The sequence below is a fragment of the Actinotalea sp. Marseille-Q4924 genome, from assembly GCF_916618755.1.
In the GTDB taxonomy this organism is placed as follows: domain Bacteria; phylum Actinomycetota; class Actinomycetes; order Actinomycetales; family Cellulomonadaceae; genus Actinotalea.
The window spans coordinates 101,589-126,250 of record NZ_CAKAKB010000006.1; the positions used below are offsets into that span (position 1 = coordinate 101,589).

General features: G+C 73.9%; 19 protein-coding genes. 14 read left to right on the top strand and 5 right to left on the bottom strand.

Annotation, left to right across the window (positions count from 1 at the left end; genetic code table 11):
* Positions 1–10 precede the first annotated feature (10 nt).
* The 3 genes from LG379_RS15605 to LG379_RS15615 all read left to right on the top strand — a co-directional run bounded on the left by LG379_RS15605 (position 11) and on the right by LG379_RS15615 (position 2,097).
* Positions 11–820 (top strand): exodeoxyribonuclease III, encoded by an 810-nt coding sequence (locus LG379_RS15605; RefSeq protein ID WP_225755521.1) that lies wholly within the window; start codon positions 11–13, stop codon positions 818–820.
* Positions 821–898: 78 nt separating this feature from the next.
* Positions 899–1,519 carry a DUF4190 domain-containing protein gene (locus tag LG379_RS15610; protein ID WP_225755522.1) on the top strand — a complete coding sequence of 207 codons (621 nt, stop codon included), beginning with the start codon at positions 899–901 and terminating at the stop codon, positions 1,517–1,519.
* On the top strand, positions 1,516–2,097 hold the full coding sequence (locus tag LG379_RS15615) for a septum formation family protein (RefSeq protein ID WP_225755523.1): 582 nt from the start codon (positions 1,516–1,518) through the stop codon (positions 2,095–2,097). Before LG379_RS15610 ends, LG379_RS15615 begins: the two co-directional genes overlap by 4 nt.
* Before the next feature lie 18 nt (positions 2,098–2,115).
* Here LG379_RS15615 and LG379_RS15620 read toward each other — a convergent pair whose 3' ends face one another.
* Positions 2,116–2,709 (bottom strand): TetR/AcrR family transcriptional regulator, encoded by a 594-nt coding sequence (locus LG379_RS15620; RefSeq protein ID WP_225755524.1) that lies wholly within the window; start codon positions 2,707–2,709, stop codon positions 2,116–2,118.
* 97 nt (positions 2,710–2,806) lie between these two features.
* On the opposite strand from LG379_RS15620, the gene LG379_RS15625 reads away from it, so the two are divergent.
* Positions 2,807–5,155: a glycoside hydrolase family 3 C-terminal domain-containing protein gene (locus LG379_RS15625; protein ID WP_225755525.1), complete on the top strand. Its 2,349-nt coding sequence runs from the start codon at positions 2,807–2,809 to the stop codon at positions 5,153–5,155.
* Positions 5,156–5,179: 24 nt separating this feature from the next.
* On the opposite strand, the gene LG379_RS15630 is transcribed toward LG379_RS15625, so the two are convergent.
* The 3 genes from LG379_RS15630 to clpB are packed head-to-tail and all read right to left on the bottom strand — an operon-like array spanning position 5,180 to position 11,305.
* Positions 5,180–7,930 (bottom strand): glycoside hydrolase family 65 protein, encoded by a 2,751-nt coding sequence (locus LG379_RS15630; RefSeq protein ID WP_225755526.1) that lies wholly within the window; start codon positions 7,928–7,930, stop codon positions 5,180–5,182.
* Positions 7,927–8,643 carry an HAD family phosphatase gene (locus LG379_RS15635; protein ID WP_225755527.1) on the bottom strand — a complete coding sequence of 239 codons (717 nt, stop codon included), beginning with the start codon at positions 8,641–8,643 and terminating at the stop codon, positions 7,927–7,929. Before LG379_RS15635 ends, LG379_RS15630 begins: the two co-directional genes overlap by 4 nt.
* Before the next feature lie 52 nt (positions 8,644–8,695).
* A complete protein-coding gene (clpB, locus tag LG379_RS15640) occupies positions 8,696–11,305 on the bottom strand; it encodes an ATP-dependent chaperone ClpB (RefSeq protein WP_225755528.1) in 2,610 nt (869 codons plus the stop codon).
* A gap of 294 nt (positions 11,306–11,599) precedes the next feature.
* Between clpB and LG379_RS15645 the strand changes: the two genes are divergently transcribed.
* From LG379_RS15645 to LG379_RS15675, 7 genes are all read left to right on the top strand, one after another.
* Positions 11,600–13,117 carry an alpha-N-arabinofuranosidase gene (locus LG379_RS15645; protein WP_225755529.1) on the top strand — a complete coding sequence of 506 codons (1,518 nt, stop codon included), beginning with the start codon at positions 11,600–11,602 and terminating at the stop codon, positions 13,115–13,117.
* A gap of 71 nt (positions 13,118–13,188) precedes the next feature.
* Positions 13,189–14,325 (top strand): carbohydrate ABC transporter permease, encoded by a 1,137-nt coding sequence (locus LG379_RS15650; RefSeq protein WP_225755530.1) that lies wholly within the window; start codon positions 13,189–13,191, stop codon positions 14,323–14,325.
* Positions 14,326–14,327: 2 nt separating this feature from the next.
* Positions 14,328–15,230: a carbohydrate ABC transporter permease gene (locus LG379_RS15655; protein ID WP_225755531.1), complete on the top strand. Its 903-nt coding sequence runs from the start codon at positions 14,328–14,330 to the stop codon at positions 15,228–15,230.
* 59 nt (positions 15,231–15,289) lie between these two features.
* Positions 15,290–16,657 (top strand): ABC transporter substrate-binding protein, encoded by a 1,368-nt coding sequence (locus LG379_RS15660; protein ID WP_225755532.1) that lies wholly within the window; start codon positions 15,290–15,292, stop codon positions 16,655–16,657.
* Positions 16,658–16,833: 176 nt separating this feature from the next.
* Positions 16,834–17,859, top strand: a complete 1,026-nt coding sequence (locus LG379_RS15665; protein WP_225755533.1) for a LacI family DNA-binding transcriptional regulator — start codon at positions 16,834–16,836, stop codon at positions 17,857–17,859.
* 57 nt (positions 17,860–17,916) lie between these two features.
* A complete protein-coding gene (locus LG379_RS15670) occupies positions 17,917–18,330 on the top strand; it encodes a universal stress protein (protein ID WP_225755534.1) in 414 nt (137 codons plus the stop codon).
* A 127-nt stretch (positions 18,331–18,457) separates the two neighbouring features.
* Positions 18,458–19,462, top strand: coding sequence for an alpha/beta hydrolase (locus LG379_RS15675; protein ID WP_225755535.1), 1,005 nt, complete (start codon positions 18,458–18,460; stop codon positions 19,460–19,462).
* Positions 19,463–19,484: 22 nt separating this feature from the next.
* Here the strand turns inward: LG379_RS15675 and LG379_RS15680 are convergent, their stop codons facing one another.
* Positions 19,485–19,982 carry a septum formation family protein gene (locus LG379_RS15680; RefSeq protein WP_225755536.1) on the bottom strand — a complete coding sequence of 166 codons (498 nt, stop codon included), beginning with the start codon at positions 19,980–19,982 and terminating at the stop codon, positions 19,485–19,487.
* 303 nt (positions 19,983–20,285) lie between these two features.
* Between LG379_RS15680 and LG379_RS16955 the strand changes: the two genes are divergently transcribed.
* The 3 genes from LG379_RS16955 to LG379_RS15690 all read left to right on the top strand — a co-directional run bounded on the left by LG379_RS16955 (position 20,286) and on the right by LG379_RS15690 (position 24,644).
* Positions 20,286–20,411 (top strand): hypothetical protein, encoded by a 126-nt coding sequence (locus tag LG379_RS16955; protein ID WP_255632948.1) that lies wholly within the window; start codon positions 20,286–20,288, stop codon positions 20,409–20,411.
* A gap of 117 nt (positions 20,412–20,528) precedes the next feature.
* Entirely contained in the window at positions 20,529–22,904 is a 2,376-nt protein-coding gene (secD, locus tag LG379_RS15685) for a protein translocase subunit SecD (protein WP_225755537.1), read from the top strand.
* A gap of 66 nt (positions 22,905–22,970) precedes the next feature.
* Positions 22,971–24,644 carry an LLM class flavin-dependent oxidoreductase gene (locus LG379_RS15690; RefSeq protein WP_225755538.1) on the top strand — a complete coding sequence of 558 codons (1,674 nt, stop codon included), beginning with the start codon at positions 22,971–22,973 and terminating at the stop codon, positions 24,642–24,644.
* Positions 24,645–24,662 lie beyond the last annotated feature (18 nt).

The window sequence follows — 24,662 nt, forward strand, 5'->3', positions numbered from 1 at the left end:
GTCCGGACCCATGCGGATCGCGACGTGGAACGTCAACTCGGTGCGCGCGCGGGCGGACCGTGCGGTGGCCTGGCTGGAGCGGACCGGGACGGACGTGCTGGCCCTGCAGGAGACCAAGTGCCGGGACGAGCAGTTCCCGTACTCCGTGTTCGAGGCAGCCGGGTACGAGGTCGTCCACGCGGGGACGAGCCAGTGGAACGGCGTCGCGATCGTCTCGCGCGTGGGTCTGGCCGACGTCGAGGTCGGGTTCCCCGGGCAGCCCCCGTACGGGGACGAGGACCCGGTCGTCGAGGCCCGCGCGATCGGGGCCACGTGCGGTGGGGTGCGGGTGTGGAGCCTGTACGTGCCGCACGGCCGGGAGCCCGGCCACCCGCACTACGCGTACAAGCTGCAGTGGCTGGAGCAGCTGCGGCTCGCGGCCCGCTCCTGGCTCGACGGGGCGACGGGCGACCCGCGGGCGCCGATCGCCCTCGTCGGGGACTGGAACGTCATCCCCTACGACACGGACGTCTACGACGCCTCGGCGTTCGAGGGGCACACGCACGTCACGGAGCCGGAGCGGCGGGCCTTCTTCGCCTTCGAGGAGGCCGGCTACACCGAGGTGTCGCGGCGGCACGTGCCCACGGAGCACACCTACACCTACTGGGACTACCAGCAGCTGTGCTTCCCGAAGAACAAGGGTCTGCGCATCGACTTCACGTGGACGTCCCCCGCCCTGACCGCTCGTGTCGGCGGCGTCTCGATCGACCGGGAGGAGCGCAAGGGCAAGGGCGCGTCGGACCACGTCCCCGTCGTGGTCGACCTGGTGCCGGAGCCCTGACGGCGCCGTGCGGACGGGCTCGACGGCGCCGTGTCGGATGCCTGATCGTGCCGTGCCCCTGCCGCTAGCGTTGACCGTGTGAGCACGCCGCAGGGGACAGGGTGGACGCCGGAGCCGGTGCCGCCGTGGCAGGGTCCGGGCACCGCGCCGCCGCCGCCTCCGGGGCCCGCGGGCGACGCCGCGCCTCCCCCGCCGCCCTGGCAGTCGTCACAGCCGGCCCCCGTGTGGGCGCCCGGCACCGGCGCACCCCTCGGCCCCGGCGCCGCGGCGCCGTCGGTGACGACCTCCACCTGGGGGTCCTCCGCCGCGCCGGCCGCCGACCCCTATGCCGGGATCGACCCCTTCCGCACCGACGGGACCAGTCTGCTGCGCCCCCCGCCGACGGTCCCGGGAGCGCAGTACCGCCTCGACGCACCGACCGGCGCGTGGGGCCCGCCGCCCGTCTGGGCACCCCCGCCGCGGACGGACGGGCTGGCCGTCGCCTCCCTCGTCCTCGGCATCCTCGGTCTGCTGGTCTTCCCGCTGGTGCTCTCGCAGGTGGCACTCGTCCTGGGGATCGTCGGGATGCGGCGCGTCCGGCGCAGCGGCGACCAGGGCTTCGGCATGGCCGTCGCCGGGATCGTGCTCGGCTCCCTGGGGACGCTCGGCGTCCTGCTGCTGCTCGGCTTCTTCGCCTCGATCGCCTGGTGGGGCGTGTGACGACGTCCCCGTCCGGCGGGCCGCCGCCGGGCTACTACCCGCAGGACGCGTACTACGCCCCCGGCTGGTCGGCACCGGTCGACGCGCCTCCCCCTCCCCGGGGACACCGCGGCGCCCGGACGGTCGTGCGGGTGCTGGCGGTCCTCGGCGTGGTGGCCCTCGTGGGTGTCGTGGGCGTGGGCGCGCGCACCTGGGCCGACTCCCGCCCGCTCGGAACGGTCTCGGGCGACGTCTCGGCGCATCCTCGCCAGCTCGTCGCCGGGCACTGCGTGCAGACGCTCCCGCCGGACGGCACGGTGCGCCGGACGACCCTCGTCCCGTGCGACCGACCGCACGAGGCCGAGGTCCTGGCGACCCACCGCCACGCCGACGGTCCCTGGCCGGGGGACGCTCAGGTGCGCCGCGAGGCCGAGGCCGCCTGCGAGATGGACTCCGCCCAGCAGCAGGCGGGGGTCCAGCCGGTCGTGTGGGCACCGACCGAGGCGTCGTGGCGCCAGGGCGACCGCACGTCGCTCTGCCTCGCGTGGCTGCCCGGCCTGCGCGGCTCCTGGACCGAGGGGGACGTGCGGCTGCCCTGAGCGCCGGCCGCGCGACCGTCAGCCGTCGAGGTCCACGAGCAGCCGCAGCGCCGCCTCCAGCCCCGCCGCCACGTCGACCGAGTCCCGGTCGTGGAGCCACTGCACCTGAAGCCCGTCCCAGCAGGCGGTGAGGAGCACCGCGGCGGACACCGGGTCGACACCGGGACGCAGCAGCCCGTCCTCGGCCGCCTCGCGGAACGCCGTCGTCAGCTCGGCGCGCAGGCGCGCGTAGCGCCGGACGAAGAAGTCGTGGGCCGGGTGATCCGGTGCACCGGCCTCCGCGGACAGCACCGCGAACAGCTCCACCAGGCCGGGTGCCGCGGCGCTGGCGCGCGCGATCCGCAGGAGCGCCCGCAGGTGCGCGACCCCCGTGGCACCGACCGCGCCGGCCCGGGCGCCCTCGACGACGTCGCGCTCCTCGAGGACGGCCTGCAGGAGCGCCGCCTTGCTCGGGAAGTGGTGCAGCAGCCCCGGGTGGGACAGCCCGCAGCGCGCGGCGAGCTCGCGGAGGGTGGCCGAGCGATAGCCGACCTCGCCGAAGAGCCGGAGCGCCTCCGCCAGCACGACCTGCCGCGTCGCGCGTCCGCGTGCGTACCCGCCGTTCCTCTCCATGCTGAATGCCTACCACTCGGTCGGGATCCGGTCTAGCCTGGTGCTCCCGCCGTCGGCAGCCGACGCCGCGCGGCGGTCCGTCGTCCAGGGAGCCCGCATGACCACCGACACGCCCCGCCCGACCCGCCTCGACGTCCCGGCCGTCCTCGCCGCCCTGACGCTGGAGGAGAAGGCCGCGCTCCTGGACGGCTCCGACGCCTGGCGGACGGAGCCGGTCCAGCGCACGGACGGGTCGGTGCGGGTGCCCGCGGTCATGGTCGCCGACGGCCCGCACGGCCTGCGCAAGGAGCCGGAGGACAGCGAGACCATGGGGCTGGGCGACTCCGTCCCGGCGACCTGCTTCCCGCCCGCCGCCGGTCTGGCCTCCACGTGGGACCCCGACCTCGTGCAGGCCGTCGGCGCCGCGATCGCCGACGAGTGCCGCGCGCAGGGCGTGTCCGTGCTGCTGGGCCCGGGCGTCAACATGAAGCGCAGCCCGCTGTGCGGCCGGAACTTCGAGTACCTCTCCGAGGACCCGTTCCTGGCCGGCGTGCTCGCGGCCGCCCTCGTCCGGGGCACGCAGGGCCGCGGCGTCGGCACGTCGCTCAAGCACTTCGCCGCGAACAACCAGGAGACCCAGCGCATGACGATCTCCGCGGACGTCGACGACCGGACGCTCCGCGAGATCTACCTGCCCGCGTTCGAGCGCGTGGTGCGGCAGGAGCAGCCCTGGACGGTGATGTGCGCCTACAACAAGGTCAACGGCGTCTACGCGTCGCAGAACCACTGGCTCCTCACCGAGGTGCTCCGCGAGCAGTGGGGCTTCGAGGGCCTCGTCGTGTCCGACTGGGGCGCCGTCGACGACCGGCCCGCCGGCGTCGCCGCGGGGCTCGACCTGGAGATGCCGTCGTCCGGCGGGAACGGCACGCGCAAGGTCGTCGACGCCGTCCGCGCCGGCACCCTCGACGAGGCGGACGTCGACCGCGCCGCCGAGCGGGTCCTGCGCCTGGTGGACCGCTCGCAGCCGGCGCTCGCCGAGGGCGGGAGCGCCGACCTCGACGCCCACCACGATCTCGCGCGCCGTGCCGCGGTCGCCGCCGCCGTGCTGCTCAAGAACGAGGACGGCATCCTCCCCCTCGACCCGGCGAGCCGCGTCGCCGTCGTCGGGGAGCTGGCCCGCACGCCCCGGTACCAGGGCTCGGGGAGCTCGCAGGTGAACCCGACGCGCCTCGAGGACGCGCTGGGCGCGCTGCGCGAGCGGCTGTCCGGCGACGTGCCGTTCGCCCCCGGGTACGTCCTGGAGCCCGCGGCGGACGACGACGCCGACGTCGCGGCGGCGCTGCGCCAGGAGGCGGTCGACGTGGCACGCGAGGCCGGCATCGTCGTCGTGTTCCTGGGGCTGCCGCCGTCGTACGAGGCCGAGGGGTACGACCGAGCGCACATGGACCTGCCGCCCGAGCAGGTCGCGCTCCTCGACGCGGTCGCGGCCGTGAACCGCGACGTCGTCGTCGTCCTGTCGAACGGCGCCGCGGTGACCGTGCACCCGTGGCAGCGGCACGCGCGCGCCGTGCTCGAGGGCTGGCTCCTCGGGCAGGCGGGCGGCAGCGCGGTCGCGGACCTGCTCACGGGCCGCGCGGCGCCGTCGGGCCGGCTCGCGGAGACCATCCCGCTGCGCGCCACGGACACCCCGACGGTCGGCGCGTTCCCCGGCGAGCACGGGCACGTCCGCTACGGCGAGGGCCTCCTCATCGGCTACCGCTGGTACGACGCCCACGCGCTGCCCGTCGCGTACCCGTTCGGCCACGGGCTGACGTACACGCGCTTCACCTGGTCCGACGTCGAGGTCGTCGTGCGGCGGGACACCCCGGCGGCGCCCGGCGCGTCGACCCACACCGCCGACGACGACGCCCGGGTGCAGGTCCAGGTGCAGGTCACCGTGACGAACGCCGGCGACCGCGTGGGACGCGAGACCGTGCAGGTCTACGTCGCCGACCCGGAGGCGTCCGTGCACCGCCCCGAGCAGGAGCTGCGGGGGTTCGCGGGCGTCGCGCTCGAGCCCGGGGAGAGCCGCCGGGTGACGGTGGACCTCGACGCCCGCGCGTTCGCCTTCTGGCACGTCCCGATGCAGCGGTGGGTCGTCGAGGCGGGGGCCTTCGAGGTGCGGCTCGGGGCGTCGTCGCGCGACCTGCGCGGTCGCGCCGTCGTCCAGCTCGCGGGGGACGGGGTGACGGAGCCCCTCAGCCCGGAGCAGCCGACGTCCGCGTGGCTCGAGCACCCCGTCGCGGGGCCGGTGCTGCGCGAGCGCCTCGCCGGGTCGACCATGCTGCGGATGTTCGAGGACCCGCAGCACGGGCCCATGCTCCGCGCCATCCCGCTGCGTCGCCTCACCCGGTTCCCCGACGTCCCGGTGCGCGAGGAGCAGCTCGACGACCTGCTCGCCGAGGTCGCGGACCGGCCGACCGCCTGAGGGGCCGGCGCGCCGGGCCGCGGCTCACCGCGCCTCCCACTCCTCGGCCTCGGTGGCCGCCGGCAGGGGCAGGTGCGGGATCGACGCCGTGATGAGGGTGCCGTCGGCGCGGAGGCTGCCACGCAGCGCCGACGCGTCCGGCGCGCCCGGCAGCCGGGGCCCCTGGCCGTCGATCGGGACGACGACGGTCTGGCGCCCCACCGTGACGCGCGTGCCGCGGACCACGACCTCCAAGGCGGTGCCGGTCTCGAGCGCCAGCTCGACGCAGTCCTGGCGGACGGTGACCCGCAGCCGGGCGTCGCGGACCGTCAGGCGGAAGGTGAGACCGGTCCACCCCTCCGGCAGGCGGGGGTCGAACGTGAGCACGTCGTCGGGGTGGTGCATCCCGCCGAAGCCGTGCACGAGCGCGGCCCACGTCCCGGCGGCGGAGGCCACGTGCACGCCGTCGGCCGCGTTGTGGTGCAGGTCCGCCAGGTCGACGAAGAGCGCGTCGAGGAAGTAGCGCAGCGCGAGCTCGTGGTACCCGACCTCGGCCGCGACGATCGACTGGACGACCGCGGACAGGCTCGAGTCGCCCGTGGTGATCGGGTCGTAGTACTCGAAGTCCGCCTTCTTCTCCTCCGGCGTGAAGTGCTCGCCCTGCAGGAAGAGCGCCAGGACGACGTCGGCCTGCTTGAGCACCTGGAACCGGTAGATGACCAGCGGGTGGTAGTGCAGCAGCAGGGGACGCTTGTCGGCCGGCGTCTCGGCCAGGTCCCACACCTCGCGCTCGTGGAACTGGGAGTCCTGCGGGTGGATGCCGAGGTGCTCGTCGAAGGGGATGGCCATCGCGTCGGCCGCGCGCAGCCAGTCGCCGACCTCCTCCTCGCGCAGCCCGAGCCGCGTCACCATCCGGGTGTGGTCGAGCGGCGCCCCGGTCTCGAGGGACCGGACCGCCTCGGCGGCCTTGCGCAGGTTGAACCGCGCCATGACGTTGGTGAAGAGGTTGTCGTTGACGACCGTCGTGTACTCGTCGGGACCCGTCACGCCGTAGATGTGGAAGGAGTCGCTGCCGTTGCCACGCCAGAAGCCGAGGTCGACCCACATCCGCGCGGTCTGCACCAGCACGTCGATGCCCTCGCGCGCGAGGAACTCCTCGTCCCCGCTGACCTGCACGTACCTGCTCAGCGCATACGCGACGTCGGCGTCGATGTGGTACTGCGCCGTGCCCGCCGCGTAGTAGGCGGACGCCTCCTCGCCGTTGATCGTCCGCCACGGGAAGAGGGCGCCGTCCTCGTTGAGCTGGCGCGCGCGCCGCTGGGCCGCCGGGAGCATCGTGTAGCGGAACCGGACCGCGTTCCGCGCGACGACCGGCGAGGTGTAGACGAGGTACGGGACGACGTACACCTCGGTGTCCCAGAAGTAGTGGCCGCTGTAGCCCGACCCCGTCAGCCCCTTCGCGGCGATGCCGTTGCCCTCCGCGCGCGCGGCGGCCTGCGCGATCTGGAAGAGGTTCCAGCGGATCGCCTGCTGGACGGCCGGCTGGCCCTCGACGACGACGTCCGAGCGGTCCCAGTACTCGTCCAGCCACGCACGCTGGTCCACGAACTGCCGCTCCACCCCCTCCTCGCGGACGCGGTCGAGCGTCCGGCGGCAGCGGTTGACCAGCTCGCGCGCGGGCACGCTGCGCGACGTGTGGTAGCTCACCGCCTTGGTGATGACGACCGGGACGCCCGGCTGCGCCGTCACCCGGTACACGTGCTTGGCGTAGTCCTCCTCGACCTGCGTGAGGAGCTCGACGACGTTCTCGCTCTCGACGTGGTGGTCGATCGCGACGCCCAGCGTCATGCCCGAGTTGGTGCAGCGGTACGCCAGCACCGTCCGGGTGTCGTCCCCCCAGTGCACCTCCGGCTGCAGGACGCGGTGGTCGAACTGCGTCGCCCGACGCGGGTCCGCGCTCGTCGCCGACCCCGCCCGGGTGCGGTACTCGTCCAGGCCGTCCTGACGGTTGATGAGCCGGGACGAGACGACGACCGGCACCTCCCGGTCGAGCACCGTCACCTCGAAGGTCATCAGGGCCAGGTGTCTCTGGCGGAAGGAGACCATCCGCCGCGAGCGCACCCGGACCCGGTTGCCCGACGGCGTGCGCCACAGGATGTCCCGGTAGAGCACGCCGTCGCGCAGGTCGAGCGTGCGGTCGTAGGTGACGAGGTCGGCGACGGACAGCAGCAGGGGCTCGTCGTCGACGTAGAGGCGGATGACCTTGGGGTCCGGGACGTTGACGACGGTCTGACCGACCTCGGCGAACCCGAAGGCCTCCTCCGCGTGGCGGATCGGCCAGGTCTCGTGGAAGCCGTTGACGTACGTCCCGTGGGTGTGGAAGTCCCGGCCCTCCTCGAGGTTGCCGCGCATGCCGATGTACCCGTTGCCCAGGGCGAAGAGCGTCTCGACGGTGCCGTGGTCGTCAGGGTCGAAGAAGGACTCGGTCAGCCGCCACGGGTGGGTGGGGAACCGGGTGCGGTCCAGGTACGCGAGGGGGTCGCGGCGCACCGTCTCGGGGCGGCGGTGCGCGCCGCGGCCCGCGTGCGCGCCGCGCTCGCCCGGACGGTGCCCGGGGACGTCCTCGTGGTAGCGCTCGTGGCGCAGCGGCCCGCTCGGGTCCCGGCGCGGGCCGTCCATGTGGTCCTCGGCGTAGCCCCCGATCGGACCGCTCGCTGGGCGCTGCGGCGAGGCACCGTCCGAGGTGCGGTCCGCGGGGCCGTTCGACGGACCTGTCGGGCCGTCCGGCCGGGTCACGACGGCACCAGCTCGGCCAGGTCGGTGACGACGACGTCCGCGCCCGCGTCCCGCAGCACCTGCTCACCTGCTCCCCGGTCCACCCCGACGACGAGGCCGAAGCCACCCGCGCGCCCGGCGGCGACGCCGGACACCGCGTCCTCGATCACCACCGAGCGTGCCACCGTCGCGCCGAGCAGCTCGGCGGCGCGCCGGAACGTCTCAGGGTGGGGCTTGCCCGCGAGGCCCTCGGCCCGCGCCACGGCGCCGTCGACGACGACGGCGAAGCGGTCCGCGATCCTCGCCGCCTCGAGCACGCCGCGGGCGTTGCGCGAGCTCGACACGACGGCGACTCCCGTGCCGCGGGCCCGCAGCTCGTCCACCAGCCGCACCGAGCCCGGGTAGGGCGCCACCCCCTCGTCGGCGAGGATGCGGTTGAACATGGCGTTCTTGGCGTTGCCCAGCCCGCAGACCGTCTCGACGCCGGGCTCGTCCGTCGCGAGGCCCTCCGGCAGCGCGACGCCCCGCGACACGAGCACCGCGCGCACGCCGTCGTACCGCGGGCGGCCGTCGACGTGGAGGAAGTAGTCCTCGTCCGAGTACGGCGGCGTGACCCCGTGCTGGTCGAAGAACTCGGTGAACATCGCCGCCCACGCGAGCATGTGGACGTCCGCCGTCGGGGTCAGGACCCCGTCGAGGTCGAAGAGGGCGGCGTCGTAGGGGGTCCAGTCCATGGTTCGACGCTACGGGTCGGGCGCCCCGACGTCGTGCCGAGCCTGCCCGGCGTCAGGAGGCGGTGAGCTCCAGCGCCGGCGTCCCGTCGGCGCCCGCGCCCCGGTCGACCACGACGGTGCCGCCGTCGTGCGCCTCGCCGGACAGCAGCATCCGCGCGAGCCGGTCGCCGATCTCGCGCTGCACGAGCCGGCGCAGCGGCCGGGCGCCGTACGCCGGGTCGTACCCCTCGATCGCCAGCCACTCCCGTGCGGCGGGCGTGACGTCGAGGGTGAGTCGCCGCTCGGACAGGCGGTGCGCGAGCCGGGCGACCTGCAGGTCCACGATCCGCCCCAGCTCCTCCAGCGTGAGGGCGTCGAAGACGACGACGTCGTCGAGACGGTTGAGGAACTCCGGCTTGAACGCCGTCCGGACGGCCTGCATGACCCCCTCGCGCTTGGCCGCGTCGTCGAGCGTCGGGTCGACGAGGAAGTGCGACCCGAGGTTCGACGTGAGGACGAGGATCGTGCTGCGGAAGTCGACCGTCCGGCCCTGGCCGTCGGTGAGGCGACCGTCGTCGAGCACCTGGAGGAGGATGTCGAAGACCTCCGGGTGCGCCTTCTCCACCTCGTCCAGGAGCACGACGGAGTACGGCCGGCGTCGGACGGCCTCGGTGAGCTGGCCGCCCTCCTCGTAGCCGACGTATCCGGGGGGCGCGCCGACGAGCCGCGCGACCGAGTGCTTCTCGGAGTACTCGGACATGTCGATGCGGACCATGGCCCGCTCGTCGTCGAAGAGGTAGTCCGCGAGCGACTTCGCGAGCTCGGTCTTGCCGACGCCCGTCGGGCCGAGGAAGAGGAAGGACCCCGTGGGCCGGTCCGGATCGGAGATTCCGGCACGCGACCGGCGCACGGCGTCCGAGACGGTCCGCACCGCGCGGGCCTGGCCGATGAGCCGCTCGCCCAGCACGTCCTCCATGCGCAGGAGCTTGGCGGTCTCGCCCTCGAGCAGGCGGCCGGTCGGGATGCCGGTCCACGCGGAGACGACCTCGGCGATCTCGTCGGGCCCGACCTTCTCCGAGATCATGGGCGGCTCCCCGCCCTGGTCGCCGCTCGTCGCGCGCTCCGCCTCCGCCGCCTCGGCCTCCGCGATCTCCTTGTCCACCGCCGGGATCTCGCCGTAGAGCAGGCGCGAGGCGTTCTCGTAGTCGCCCTCGCGCTGGTGGCGGTCGGCCGCCATCCGCAGCTCGTCCAGGCGCGCGCGCAGCTGGCCCAGCCGGTCGTGACCCGCCTTCTCGTTCTCCCACCGGGCGGTCAGGCCCGCGAGCGCCTCCCGCCGGTCGGCGAGCTCGGCCCGGAGCTTCTCCAGGCGCTCGCGCGAGGCGTCGTCGTCGGCGGTGCGCAGGTACGTCTCCTCCATCTCCAGGCGGGTGACGGCGCGCTGGAGCTCGTCGATCTCGACGGGCGAGGAGTCCATCTCCATCCGCAGCCGGGACGCGGCCTCGTCGACGAGGTCGATCGCCTTGTCGGGCAGCTGCCGGCCGGAGATGTAGCGGTCCGACAGCGTCGCGGCAGCCACGAGGGCGGCGTCGGAGATCGTCACCTGGTGGTGCGCCTCGTACTTGGGCGCGATGCCGCGCAGGATCGTGACGGTGTCCTCCACGGACGGCTCCCCGACGAACACCTGCTGGAACCGCCGCTCCAGCGCCGGGTCCTTCTCGATCCGCTCGCGGAACTCGTCGAGGGTGGTGGCGCCGACGAGGCGCAGCTCCCCGCGCGCGAGCATCGGCTTGAGCATGTTGCCGGCGTCCATGGAGCCCTCCGCGGCCCCCGCGCCGACGACGGTGTGGAGCTCGTCGATGAACGTGACGACCTGGCCGTCGGACTGCTTGATCTCCTCGAGCACGGCCTTGAGCCGCTCCTCGAACTCGCCCCGGTACTTGGCGCCCGCGACCATCGCCGCGAGGTCGAGCGCGACGAGGCGCTTCCCGCGCAGGGACTCCGGCACGTCGCCGTCGACGATCCGCTGGGCGAGCCCCTCGACGACGGCGGTCTTGCCGACGCCGGGCTCCCCGATGAGGACCGGGTTGTTCTTCGTGCGCCGGGAGAGCACCTGCACGATGCGCCGGATCTCGCCGTCGCGGCCGATGACGGGGTCGAGCCGGCCGTCACGGGCCTCGGCGGTGAGGTCGCGGCCGTACTTCTCGAGCACCTTGTAGGTGCCCTCGGGGTCCGGGCTGGTGACCTTGGCGCTGCCGCGGACGGCGGGCAGCGCGGCGGCGAGGGCGTCGCGCGTCGCGCCGGCGCCCCGGAGCGCCTCGCCGGCGGGCGAGGACCCGGCGGCGAGCCCCATGAGCAGGTGCTCGGTGGAGACGTACTCGTCACCGAGGGCGCGGGCCTCCGTGCCGGCGGCGGTCAGGGCGGCGCTCAGCCCCCGGGACGTCGCAGGCTGGGTGACGGAGCCGCCCGACGCGGACGGCAGCGAGGTGCGCACGGCGGCGACCCGGCGTCCCAGGGCGCCGCGGTCCGCGCCGACGGCGTCCAGCAGGCCGGAGGCGACGCCGCGCGGCTCGGCGAGCAGCGCCTCGAGGAGGTGCACCGGCTCGATCTGGGGGTGACCGGCGGCGGACGCGGCCTGGATGGCGGCGGCGAGCGCCTCCTGCGCCTTCGTCGTGAACTTGTCCATCGGTGTGCTTCCTCCGTGGGCGTCTTGGGGGACTGCTCGGGGCAACCGGTCCGAAGTTGAGTCTATTCCGCTCAAGTCTGCGTCGCGAGGGGCAGCGGGCCGTCGGTTTACCTGCAGGGACGCACCGAGGACCGCCTCCGCGGGGCGGGTGACCTCGATCATCGGACGATTTCAGTGGTTGAGACATTCCACGGCGACCCTTTGCAACGTTGCAAGTCTTCGCTAGGAAGATCACACGGCCCCCCACCCCAGCGGAGCGACCCGGGCCGTCGGACCGGCGAAGGAGCCCTCACGATGCAGGCCAGATTCACGGCGAGCGCCGACTTCACCATCGGGGTCGTCGACCGCCGGCTGTTCGGGTCCTTCGTGGAGCACATGGGCCGGTGCGTCTACACCGGCATCTACGAGCCCGGCCACCCCGAGGCCGACGAGGCCGGCCTTCGCAAGGACGTGCTGGAGCTGACCCGCGAGATGGGCGTGACCCTGGTGCGCTACCCGGGCGGCAACTTCGTCTCGGGCTACCGGTGGGAGGACGGCGTCGGCCCGGTCGAGCAGCGACCGAGCCGCCTCGACCTCGCCTGGCGCTCCGTGGAGAGCAACGCCTTCGGCCTGCACGAGTTCATCGGCTGGGCCCGCAAGGCGCAGGTCGAGCCGATGATGGCGGTCAACCTCGGCACCCGCGGGCCGCAGGAGGCCGCCGACCTGCTCGAGTACGCCAACCACCCCGGCGGCACCCGGCTGTCCGACCTCCGCCGGGCGCACGGCTCCCCGGACCCGTTCGGCATCAGGCTGTGGTGCCTGGGCAACGAGATGGACGGTCCCTGGCAGCTCGGTGCGAAGACCGCCGACGAGTACGGCCGGCTGGCCAACGAGACCGCCAAGGTGATGCGGCTCGTCGACCCGACCGTGGAGCTCGTCGCCTGCGGGAGCTCCATGCGCAGCATGGCGACGTTCGGCAGCTGGGAGGCCACGGTCCTCGACCACTGCTTCGAGCAGGTCGACCTCCTGTCTCTTCACGCCTACTACGAGGAGCACGACCAGGACCTCGCCGGCTTCCTCGCGACCGCGCTGGACATGGACGCCTTCATCGACGAGGTGGTCGCGACCGTCGACCACGTCGCGGCGAAGAAGCGGAGTCCCAAGCGGCTCCGGCTGTCCTTCGACGAGTGGAACGTGTGGTTCCAGCGGGCGTTCGCCGGCCCGGAGGCGCAGACGTGGGAGGACGAGCCCCGCCTCATCGAGGACACCTACGACGTCGCCGCAGCCGTCGTCGTCGGCACGTACCTCATGACGCTGCTGCGGCACGCCGACCGCGTCTCCGTGGCGTGCCAGGCGCAGCTGGCCAACGTCATCGCGCCGATCCGCACGGAGCCGGGCGGCCCCGCGTGGCGCCAGACGATCTTCCACCCCTTCGCGCACGCCGCCCGGTTCGCCCGCGGCGACGTGCTGCGCCTCGCCGTCTCCTCGCCCACCTACGCCGCCGAGCCCTACGGCGACGTCCCTGTCCTGGACACCGTGGCGACCCGCGACGGCGAGACGGGAGAGGTCACGGTCTTCGCCGTGAACCGGGACCTGACCGAGCCGCTCTCCCTCACCGGCGCCCTGCACGGGCTCGGTCGTCTGGACCTCGTGGAGCACGTGACCCTCGCGGCCGACGGCGACGCCCGCCGCGTCAACACCCGTGAGCAGCCCGACGCCGTCCGCCCCCGCCGCGCCGACGGCGCGCGCGTGGTCGACGGGGTGCTCCACGCCACGCTGCCGCCGCTGTCGTGGAACGTCCTGCGCCTCGCCCCCGTGCGCCGCGGCGCCTGACCGCCCCGGCACCTCCCGACGCCTCCCACCCGACCCCGACCGGCACGACCCCACCTCGACCGGAGGACGACATGGTCAGCTCGACGACGAGCAGCCCGCGCCTCGAGGCGCGCCCCACGCTGCCGGACCCGCCCGGCACGACCCGCGCCGGCGCCCGCCGGGACGCGAGGACCGCCGCCGTCTTCCTGGCGCCGTTCCTCCTCCTGTTCGTCGTGTTCATCCTCTACCCGGTCGTCCAGGCCGTGGCGATGAGCCTCTTCGACTGGGACCTCCTGACCCAGTCCGCGACGGACTTCGGCCTGGACAACTACGCCCGGATGCTCGGCGGGACGGGCCTCACCTGGTCCGTCACCGCGATGCTCTCGTGGCGCCTCGTCCTGCTCGCCGTCGTGGCCGGCCTGGCCGTGGCCCCTCGGCACGGACGCATCGGCACGCGGGCGGCCGTCACGGCCGCCGTCCCGCTGCTCCTCCTGGTGCTCGCCCTCGGGATCCACCCCGGTCCGGGTGGGCAGTGGAACGACCCGCGCTTCTGGGCCGCCCTGCAGCACACCGTCGAGTTCACCGTGGTCGCCACACCGCTGCTCGTCGTCGGCGGCCTCGCGATGGCGCTGCTGGTCAACCGCAAGGGCCGCAGCTCGGCGTTCTACCGCACGGCGTTCTTCCTGCCGTACGTGCTGCCCGTCTCGGTCGTGACGCTCATCTGGATCTACCTCCTCAACCCCGACCGCGGCCTGGTGGCCTGGGCGACCCAGCGGCTGGGCCTCGGCACCGTCGACTACCTCAACGAGCCGACGACGGCGCTGCCCGCGGTGATCCTCACGACCGTCTGGTGGACCGTCGGCTTCACGATGATCCTGTTCCTCGCCGGCCTGCAGGACATCGACCCGTCCCTGTACGAGGCGGCCTCGCTCGACGGCGCCGGACGGTGGGAGTCCTTCCGCGCCATCACGGTTCCCGGGCTCCGGCGCGTCACCGTGCTGGTCGTCGTGTCCCAGGTGATCGCGTCGTTCCAGATCTTCGGCCAGGTGTACCTCATGACCCGGGGAGGGCCGGGCGACTCCTCCCTCGTGCTCATCCAGCACGTCTACGAGTCCGGGATCCGCGACTCCGCCCTGGGCTACGCCTCCGCCCTGTCCCTGGTGCTCCTCGTCATCATCCTCGCCGTCTCGCTCGCGCAGCTGAAGCTGCTCCGTACGGAGGACTCCTGATCATGGCCGTCCTGACCTCCCCCGCGCCCACGCCCACGCCCCCCACCGTCACCGCACCCGCAGCGAGCGCGCCACGCCGCCGGCGGCACGGGTCGCGGATCGCCTTCCACGTGACCGTGGGCGTCGTCGTCGTGCTCTGGCTGCTGCCGGTGCTCTGGATGGCCGTCCTCGCCGTCTCGGACAACGAGGCCCTCCAGCGCAACAGCCAGACCCTGGTCCCCCTCGGCCTGACGTTCGACAACATCGTCGGCGAGCTCAGCACGTCGCTGATCCCGCGCTGGTTCCTCAACAGCGTCGTCGTCACCGGCATCACGACCGCGGGCACCGTCCTGACGTCCGCCCTCGCGGGCTACGCCTTCGGCAGGCTGCACTTCCGGTTCAAGAAGAGCCTGTTCGTGCTGACGCTGGCAGGCCTCATGGTCCCGCGCGAGGCGATGTTCATCCCGCTGTACCTGATGTTCGCGACGACGGACCAGCTCAACAGCTACCAGGCGCTCTCCATGCCCCGGATCGCCCTCCCGCTGGGCGTCTTCATCATGACCCAGTTCTTCAAGGCCGTCCCCGCCGAGATGGAGGAGGCCGCCCGGCTCGACGGCGCCGGCCACTGGCGCACGTTCTTCCAGATCATGCTGCCGCTGGCCAAGCCCGCCATGGCCGCACTCGCCATCTTCGCGTTCGTCCAGTCCTGGAACGACTACCTCTGGCCGCTCGTCGTCGGCACGAACCCGCAGTTCTACACCCTGACCGTCGGGCTGGCCCAGCAGCAGGCCTCCTTCGAGGCCGCCCGCAGCCTCGGCGACCTCATGGCTCGCGGGGTCCTGGGCAGCCTGCCCCTGGTCGTCGTCTTCCTCGTCTTCCAGCGCCACCTCGTCCGGGGCATCGCCCTGGGCAGCGGCGAGAAGTGACAGCCCACCTCAGCCCGCACGACCCACCTCTCCCACCCCCCGGATCGAAGGAGATCGCCATGTCCCGTCCCCTCCCCCGTTCCCCGCTGGCGCGATGGTCCGCGCTGTCGGTGGCCGCGCTGGCCCTCAGCGCCTGCGGCGGCTCGGCCGTCGGCTCAGCCGAGGCGGTCGACCTCGCGGCGGTCACCGACGACGACCTCGAGGGCCTCACGATCACGGTCGGTGACTTCTTCGGCGACTGCGTGGACGCGGTCGGCGACGAGACCGACCCCGCCGTGGGCACCACGGAGTGCGAGACGATGCGGATCCTCAACAACAAGTTCAACGCCGAGAACCCCTGGGGCATCACGGTCGCACGCGAGGCCGGCTCGGAGTGGTCCGTGTACTACGACGCGGTGAACTCCGCGTTCGCCGCGGACACGGCGCCGGACGTCCTCTTCATGCACGCCGCGAACATCCCCGACTACTCCGGCCGCGGGCTGCTCCTCCCGCTCGACGACGGGCTGGAGGCCGTGGGCATCGACGCCGCCGACCTCACGGAGCCCGCCCTCGCCGGTGTGACCGACCGCGACGGCGTGGTGCACGGCGTCCCGCACGACCTGCACGGCAACCTCGTGCACCTCAACACCGACCTCATGGCCGAGGCCGGGCTGGTCGCCGACGACGGCGCGCCCGTCCTGCCGACGAGCCCGGAGGAGCTGGTCGAGCACGCCCGGCAGTTCGAGGAGGCGACCGGGAAGCAGTACATCGCGTGGGCGAACGACTTCAACATCCCGTTCCGCATGTTCTGGACCCTCGTCGCCCAGCAGGGCGAGACGGTCATCTCCGCCGACGGCGAGGCGACCGTCGACACCGACGCCGGTCGCGAGGCGCTGGGCCTCATCGCCGAGCTCTACTCGAGCGGTACCGCAGACCCGGCGCAGACCTACGACTCGTCCCAGCAGGGGTGGCTCAACGGCGAGGTCGGCATGCTGGTGAACGGCACGTGGGTCGTCAACGAGTACTCGCGCTCCGCGGGCTTCGACTACCAGGCGGTCGACTTCCCGACCCTGTACGACGAGCCCGGGGTCTGGGCGAACTCCCACACCTGGGTGGTCCCGGCGCAGCCTGACGCCGACCCGGCGCGCTATCGCGCCGCCCTGGAGTACGCCGCGTTCATGCTCGAGCACAACGAGGCGTGGGCGCTCAACACGGGGCACCTGTCGCCGCTGACGTCGGTGCTCGAGAGCGACTCGTACCAGCAGGCCGACCAGCGGGCCGGTTACGCCACCACCGCCGACGTCGCGAGCCTCGTCCCGCAGGTCGACGGCTGGCAGGGGGCGGAGGACGCCCTCGCCCGCGCGCTGGAGACCGTCTGGCTGACCGGCGCCGACGTCGACGACGCGCTCGCCGCGGCGCAGTCCCAGGTCGCCGCCCAGCTCGACTGACGGCGCAGTCCCCGCGTCGCCCCTGTCGACGCGGCCGGCACGGACCGCCTCCGGTGCGGTCGGTGCCTCGGCCCCCGTCCTGCGCTCCCCCTCGCAGGACGGGGGCCGTCCCTGTCGGCGGCACGGCCGGGACACCCGACCTAGACTCGACGAAGCCCTGGGAGAGGAACGACGCCATGGCAGCACGCCTTCAGGACGTCGCGGAGCGCGCCGGCGTCTCCGTCCGCACCGTCTCCAACGTCGTCAACGACTTCCCGCACGTCCGCCCCGCCGTCCGGGAGCGGGTGCAGCAGGCGATCGCCGACCTCGGGTACACGCCGAACATGACGGCCCGGTTCCTGCGCGGCGGCCGGACCGGGATGATCGCGCTCGCGGTGCCGGACCTGTCCGTCCCCTACTTCGCCGAGCTCGCCGGCTACATGATGCGAGCCGCCCACCAGCACGGCCTGACGCTCCTCATCGAGGAGACCGACGGCGACCGGGAGCGCGAGGTGCTCTTCGCCACCGGACCGCGCTCGAGCACCATCGACGGTCTCATCCTCAGCCCCCTGAGCGCGGAGGCGGAGGACCTCAGCGACCCCCGCCGGGCGGTCCCCGTCGTGCTGCTGGGCGAACGCACCTACGACGAGCCCATCGACCACATCGCGATCGACAACGTGCGTGCCGCGCGCGACGCCACCACGCACCTCATCCACCTGGGACGTCGCCGGGTCGCCGCGATCGGCGCGCGGCCGGGTCACGACAGCCGCATGGCGGACCTCCGGCTCGACGGGTACCACCAGGCGCTGGCCGGCGCCGGCGTCGCGCGCGACGAGCGCCTCGTCGTCGCCACGCCGTGGTTCACCCGCCAGGACGGGTACGACGCCGTCGTGCAGCTGGTGCGCGCGGACGCCCGTCCCGATGCGCTCTTCTGCTTCAACGACCTCCTCGCGCTGGGTGCGATCCGGGCCCTCGCCGACCACGACCTCAGGTGCCCGGAGGACGTCGCCGTCGTCGGCATCGACGGCATCGAGGAGGGCGCCTTCTCGGTCCCCACCCTGACGACGATCGCGCCGGACATGGCGGGCATCGCCTCCCGCGCCGTCGACCTCCTCGTGGCGCGGATCGGCGGTCGTGAGGTCGAGCCCGCCGTCGACGACGTCGCGGGGTTCACGCTCGTGGTGCGGGGGAGCACGGGCGGTGGTGGCCGGTCGGCGCGCTGACCTGCGATGATCGAGCCGCCGGGTCGACGGAGACCCGGGAGGAGGAGATGAGGCGTCGTGACGATCATCGTCGGCTACACCCCCACGCCCGAGGGCGAGGCAGCCCTCGAGCACTCCGTGAAGGAGGCGCACAACCACGGGGACGAGCTCCTGGTGGTCAACGTGTCGGCACGGTCCGACCCGCCCGAGTCGACCTTCGCGACCGACACCGAGCTCGAGGCGGTCCGCGAACGGCTCGACGCCGAGGGCGTCCGGTACACGCTGCGGCAGCTCGTGCGCGGCAAGGACCCGGCCGACGAGATCCTCGGGCTGGCCGAGGAGATGGACGTCAGGGGCATCGTCATCGGCGTCCGGCACCGCACCCCGGTGGGCAAGCTGCTCCTTGGCAGCAACTCCCAGCGGATCCTGCTCGAGGCGGCGTGCCCGGTCATCGCGGTCAAGGCCCGCCGCAAGGACCGCCAGCGGGGCTGAGCCGGCGGCGCGCCCTGCGTCGCCGCTCCCTCCATGCCTCTCCGTGCCTGTCCGGCTTGTCCGTGCCTCGCCGTGCCTCCCCTGCTTTCTCCGAGCCGGCTCAGGCCGGCACTGACATGATCGGCGCATGGCCGCACCGGAGCGCGAGAGCTGGCAGCCCGACGTCCTCGGCGAGGGCTGGGAGGCCCGGACCCTGCCCCTGCGGCCCGACGGGCAGGGCGACGGGGCCGTCGCGACCCTCGTGCGTCGCGCCCCGGCGGACGACGGCGCCCCGGCGGCCGGTGCCGAGCCGCGCCGGCGGGCGGTGCTCTACGTCCACGGGTACGTCGACTACTTCTTCCAGACGCACCTCGCCGACGCCTGGGCCGAGGCGGGGTACGACTTCTACGCGATCGACCTGCGGGACCACGGACGGTCCATCCGCGACGGACGCCTGGCCAACTACACCGCGCGCCTCGCCGACTACACCGAGGAGCTGGACGGCGCGGCACGGATCCTCCGCGAGGAGGACGGGCACGACGTCGTCGTCGTCAACGGGCACTCCACCGGCGGGCTCGTCGCGGCGCTCTGGGCGCACGGGCGCCGGGGGCGGGGCGAGCGGCCGATGGACGCGCTCGTGCTCAACTCCCCCTGGCTCGACCTCAACCGCCCGTGGTGGGACCGCGTGGTCACCACCCACCTCGTCGACCTGGTCGTGGCGCGGGTGGCGCCGACCGCCGTCGTCGGGAGCCTGAGCCCCGCCTACGGCCAGTGGCTGGCGCGCGGGGACGGCGGCGCGTGGGAGTACGACCTCACCTGGAAGCCGCACGAGGGCTTCGGGGCGCGAGCCGGCTGGCTGCGCACGATCCGCCGCGCGCACGAGGCCGTCGCCCGGGGGCTGGAGATCGACGTGCCGGTCCTCGTATGCACCTCGGACGCGAGCGGACCGGCCAAGGGCGTGCACGACGCGCTCGACCGCACCGACTCGGTCCTCGCCGTGGAGCACATGTGGCAGCGTGCGCCGCGCCTGGGGGCGGACGTCACGGTCGTCCGCATCCCTGGTGGGGTGCACGACCTCGCGCTGTCACCGGAGCCGGCGCGGACGGCCTACCTGGACGCCGTCCGCGACTGGGTGCAGCGCCGCGTGCCGTGACGCGGCTGCGGCTGCGACTGCGTCAGCGCGCCACGCCCTTCAGCGACCCGGTCACACCGCCCTCGCCGTCGACGACGATGCAGAGGATCTCGCGGTCCTCCATGTCGTCCCAGCTCTGCTGCGTCGGGAAGAGCGTCGTGAAGTCCAGCGCCGACTCCTCGTAGGCCATCCCGACGAACCCCTCGAAGGCGCCGTAGCACAGCTCGTCCGCCATGACCCCCGCGGCCTCCTCGCCCGGGTACTCGGCGTCCGTGATCTGCTCGGCGAGGTAGACCTCGCTGTCGTGGGGCTCGGTGCAGGGGACGGTGGGGAGGGAGTCGACCTCGGCCGCACCCTCGGCCTCGCTGCCGAGCAGCGTGAGGCAGTCGCCCACGCGCACGGAGAACGCGTCCGCGTCGGCCGCCTCCGTGATCTCGCCGGACTCGCCGTCCCGGACGGCGTCGGCCGGGCCGAGCAGGGAGCAGCCGGACAGGAGCAGGGCGGCGCCGGCGAACGCGGGCAGGCAGCGGGAGATACGCATGATGGTCCTCGGTGTGTGAGCGGACCGAGGAGGCCGTCCCCCGCGGCACGGGAACGCAAGCGCCGGCCGGGGGTGCCGATCCCGGGACTTGCCCGCACCTCACCCGGTCGGCCCAGCAGGTCGCTGTGTCACGGCAGCGTCTCCGATCCGTGACCGTCCGGACGCTCATGCTGCACGGGCGACGTACCGACACAGGAGGCAGCCCCACCCGGGCCACGACCGCCGGCCCACCCCGCCGGCCCCGCCGACCGCACCTGGCAGCGCGACCCGCTGAGCGACCCTCCGACGGACCCCGGAGACCTCATGAGCGCCACGCGCTGCACCTGCATCCTCGACGGCCTGCTCGCGCAGCTCGTCGTCGACCCGACGTGTCCCGCGACCCTCGTGCACCTGACGCGGCACGACGTCGCCGTGCGCCGCGCGCGCTGAGCGGACCGGCGCCCACGGCCGGCCCTGCCGCACCCGTCGGGACCATGGTGTTCGGGAGCGGGCAGCGCGCACGGGTAGCCTGACGCGGCGCCACCCCTCTCACCACCCGGAGTCCGCATGTCCAGCCTCGCCCCGTCGTCCGGCCAGGGCCGGCCTCTGCTCGTCCGAGCGCTCCTGTCGCTCGCCGTGCTCGTCGGGGCGGTGGTGGTCGTCCTGACGCAGTCGCCGACCCTCGGCCTGGACCTGCGCGGCGGCACGCAGATCGTCCTCGAGGCGCAGGACGGTCCGACCGTCGTCGCCGACGCGGAGTCGACCGACCGCGCGCTGGAGGTGCTGCGGCGCCGCGTCGACGCCCTCGGTGTCGCCGAGCCGACGATCGTCCGCTCCGGCGAGCGGCGCATCATCGTCGAGCTGCCCGGTCTGCAGGACCCGGCCGAGGCGGTCGAGGTCATCGGCCGGACGGCGCAGCTCTCCTTCCACCCCGTGCTCGGGGTCGGGGACCCCGCGAACCTCCCTGCGGGGAGCCCCGAGGCCGGGGCCGAGGGCGCCGAGGACCCGACCGACGCCGAGCCCCTGCCCGACGTCGACGTGACGCAGGAGGTCACGCTCGCGGACAGCTCCGGCATCCCCCTGCGGCTGGGCCCCGCGCAGCTCACCGGTGAGGCGGTCACCGGCGCGAACAACACGCTCGACACGCAGTCCGGGCGCGGCTGGTACGTCACCGTCGAGTTCACCGGCGAGGGTGGTCGCGCATGGGCGTCGCTCACCGGCGAGGCGGCGTGCGCCCCCCTGGGCGACCCGACCCGCCGCGTGGCGATCGTCCTCGACGGCGGCATCATCACGTCGCCCGAGGTCAACTCGAGCGTCCCGTGCGGCACCGGCATCACCGGCGGGCAGACGGACATCACCGGTGGCTTCGACCAGCAGTCCTCCCGCGAGCTCGCGGCCGTCATCCAGGGTGGCGCCCTGCCCGTCCCGGTCGAGGTCATCGAGCAGCGGACGGTCGGCCCGAGCCTCGGCGCCGCGGCGATCGACGCGAGCGTCCAGGCCATCCTCCTCGGCGTCGCGATCACCGGCGTGTTCCTCGTCGTGGTCTACCGGCTCATGGGCCTCCTCGCCGTGATCGCCCTGGCCGGCTACGCCCTCATCGCCTACGCCGCGCTCATCGGGCTGGGCGCCACCATCACCCTGCCCGGCCTCGCGGGCTTCGTCCTGGCGGTCGGCATGGCGGTGGACGCGAACGTCCTCGTGTACGAGCGGGCCCGCGAGGAGCGCGCCACCCGCAACCGCTCCCTGCCCATGGCGGTCCGCGAGGGGTTCGCGAAGGCGCTGCCCGCCATCGCCGACACCAACATCACGACCCTCATCTCGGCCGGCCTGCTGTTCTTCCTGGCGTCCGGTCCGGTCCGCGGCTTCGGCGTCACGCTGACCGTCGGTGTGCTCGCCTCCTTCTTCTCCGCGCTCGTCATCACCCGCGTGCTGGCGGAGTCGGCCGCCCGGATGGGCGCCGTCCAGCGCAAGCCCGGGATCACGGGCATCGACACGCTGGGGCGCGTGCGCGAGCGCCTCACCGCGATGGACCCCAGGTTCCTGGACCACCCGCGGGCCTGGCTCGCCGGGTCGCTCGCCCTGGTGCTCCTCACCGGACTGGGTCTCGCCGTCCGCGGCGTCGACCTCGGCGTCGAGTTCACCGGCGGGCGGAGCATCCAGTACGAGGTGGCCGAGCCGGTCTCGGCCGACGAGGCCCGGGACGCCGTGTCCGCCGCCGGATACCCGGCGGCCGTGGTGCAGGAGACGGGCGACGGCGGCATCGCGGTCCGCACGAGCCCGATCGACGACCGGCAGCAGCAGGAGATCCGGGACGCGATCGGCGAGATCTCCGGCGGTGCGACCGTCGTCAGCGACGAGCTCATCGGCCCGACCCTGGGCGACGAGCTGCGGCGCAACGCGCTCATCGCCCTCGGCATCGCCCTGGCCGCCCAGCTGGCGTACCTCGCGATCCGGTTCCACTGGACGTTCTCGACGGGTGCGGTCGCGGCCCTGGCCACCAACGTGCTGGTGGTCCTCGGGACGTTCGCGTGGCTCGGCAAGCCCCTCGACGGCGTCTTCCTCGCGGCGCTGCTGACGATCATCGGCTACTCCGTCAACGACTCCGTGGTCGTGTTCGACCGCATCCGCGAGATGTGGCGCGCCAAGCCCGACGAGCCGTTCCACCGGCTCGCCGGCTCGGCCGTGCTGCAGACGCTCCCGCGCACGATCAACACCGGTGCCAGCACGCTGTTCGTGCTCCTCGCCCTGCTGTTCCTGGGTGGCTCCTCGCTGCGTGACTTCGCGCTCGCGCTCGTCCTCGGCATCGTGGTCGGCACCGCCTCCACCATCTCCATGGCCGTACCGCTGACGGTCGCGCTGCAGCGCAGGTGGCCGTCGCGCCCGCGCATCAAGGAGGAGAAGAAGCCGGTGGCGGGCGCCCGGACGGACGGCGCCGTCGTCTGAGGCAGTGGGCCGGGAACACCGCGGCCGCGGCGGGCGCTGCACCCCTCGGACGATCGAGGAGGAGCCATGACCGACTACGGCCACGACCTGCTGCTCGGGTCCTTCGTGACCCCGAGCGCGCAGGACCCGGACGCCGTCGTCGGCCTGGCGGTCGCCTCGGAGGAGGCGGGGCTGGACCTCGTCACCTTCCAGGACCACCCGTACCAGGCCGGCTTCCTGGACACGTGGACGCTGCTCACGTGGGTCGCCGCGCGCACCGACCGGGTCCAGCTCGCCGGCAACGTGCTCAACCTGCCGCTGCGGCAGCCCGCCGTCCTCGCGCGGTCGGCGGCGAGCCTGGACCTGCTGTCCGGCGGGCGGGTCGCCCTCGGCCTCGGGGCCGGCGGGTTCTGGGACGCGATCGAGGCGATGGGGGGCGCGAGGCTCACGCCGGGCGAGTCCGTCGTCGCGCTCGAGGAGGCGCTGGAGATCATCCGCGGGATCTGGGCGACGGAGGACCGCGCACCGCTGCGGGTGGACGGCACGCACCACCGGGTCCGCGGGGCCAAGCGCGGCCCGACGCCCGCACACGAGATCCCCGTCTGGGTCGGCGCGTACAAGCCACGGATGCTCCGCCTCGTCGGCGCGCGCGCCGACGGCTGGCTCCCCTCGCTGCCCTACCTGCGCTCCCTCGACGACCTCGACCGCGGCAACGCGGTCATCGACGCCGCCGCGCTCGAGGCGGGGCGCGACCCGAGCGCCGTCCGGCGTCTGCTCAACGTCACGCCGGCCGAGCTCGACGTCGAGGTCCTCACGCGGCTCGCGCTCGACCACGGCGTGGCCGGGTTCATCGCCATGGGCGACGACCCGCGCGCGCTCACGCTCCTCGGCCGCGAGATCGCCCCCGCCGTCCGGGACGCCGTGGCGGTCGCACGCGCGAGCCGCGGCTCCGGTGCGGGCAGCGCCGAGCCCAGCAGCAGCGGCCCTTCCGACGGTGCCGCACCCCTCGCCCAGGCCCTCCGCTCGTCCCCGCGCGCCGGGGTGACCGCCCGGGTGGAGGCGGGCGGGCCGTCGTCCGCGTACGGGACGGGCAGCCCCACGTCGTCGTCCGCCGACGCGCCGGGCGGCTCGGCGCCGTCGGCGGCGAAGGCCGTAGCCGGGGTGACGCCCACCCCCGACGACGGCGTGCGGCACTCCTCCCGCGCGGTGTGGCGCGAGGACGACCGCCCGACGGCGCCGCCTCCGCCGCCCGGCACGACCCACTCACCCACCGGCCGGGCGGTCGCGCAGCACCTCGTCGACGTGCACGACCACCTCAGGTCGGAGCTCGCCGAGCTGCGGCGCGTGGCCGAGCAGGTGCTCGACGGCGGGCTCGATGCCGGCGCGGCACGGTCCGCGGTCAACGCCATGACGCTGCGGCAGAACGCCTGGGTGCTGGGGGCCTACTGCGCGACGTACTGCCGCACCGTCACCGGCCACCACACGCTCGAGGACCGGAGCATCCTGCCGTACCTCCGGCGCGTCGAGCCGGGGCTGGAGCCGGTCGTCGACCGCCTCAAGGCGGAGCACGTCGACATCCACCACGTCCTGGAGGACGTCGACGCGGCGCTCGTGCGCTTCGTGACGGACGACGACGGCGCCGCGGTGCTGCGCGAGGCCGTGGACCTCCTCACGGACGTGCTGCTGTCGCACCTGTCGTACGAGGAGCGCGAGCTCGTCGAGCCGCTCGCGCGCTTCGGCATGGCCCCCGGCCAGGTCTGAGCCGGGTCCCGGCGCCGC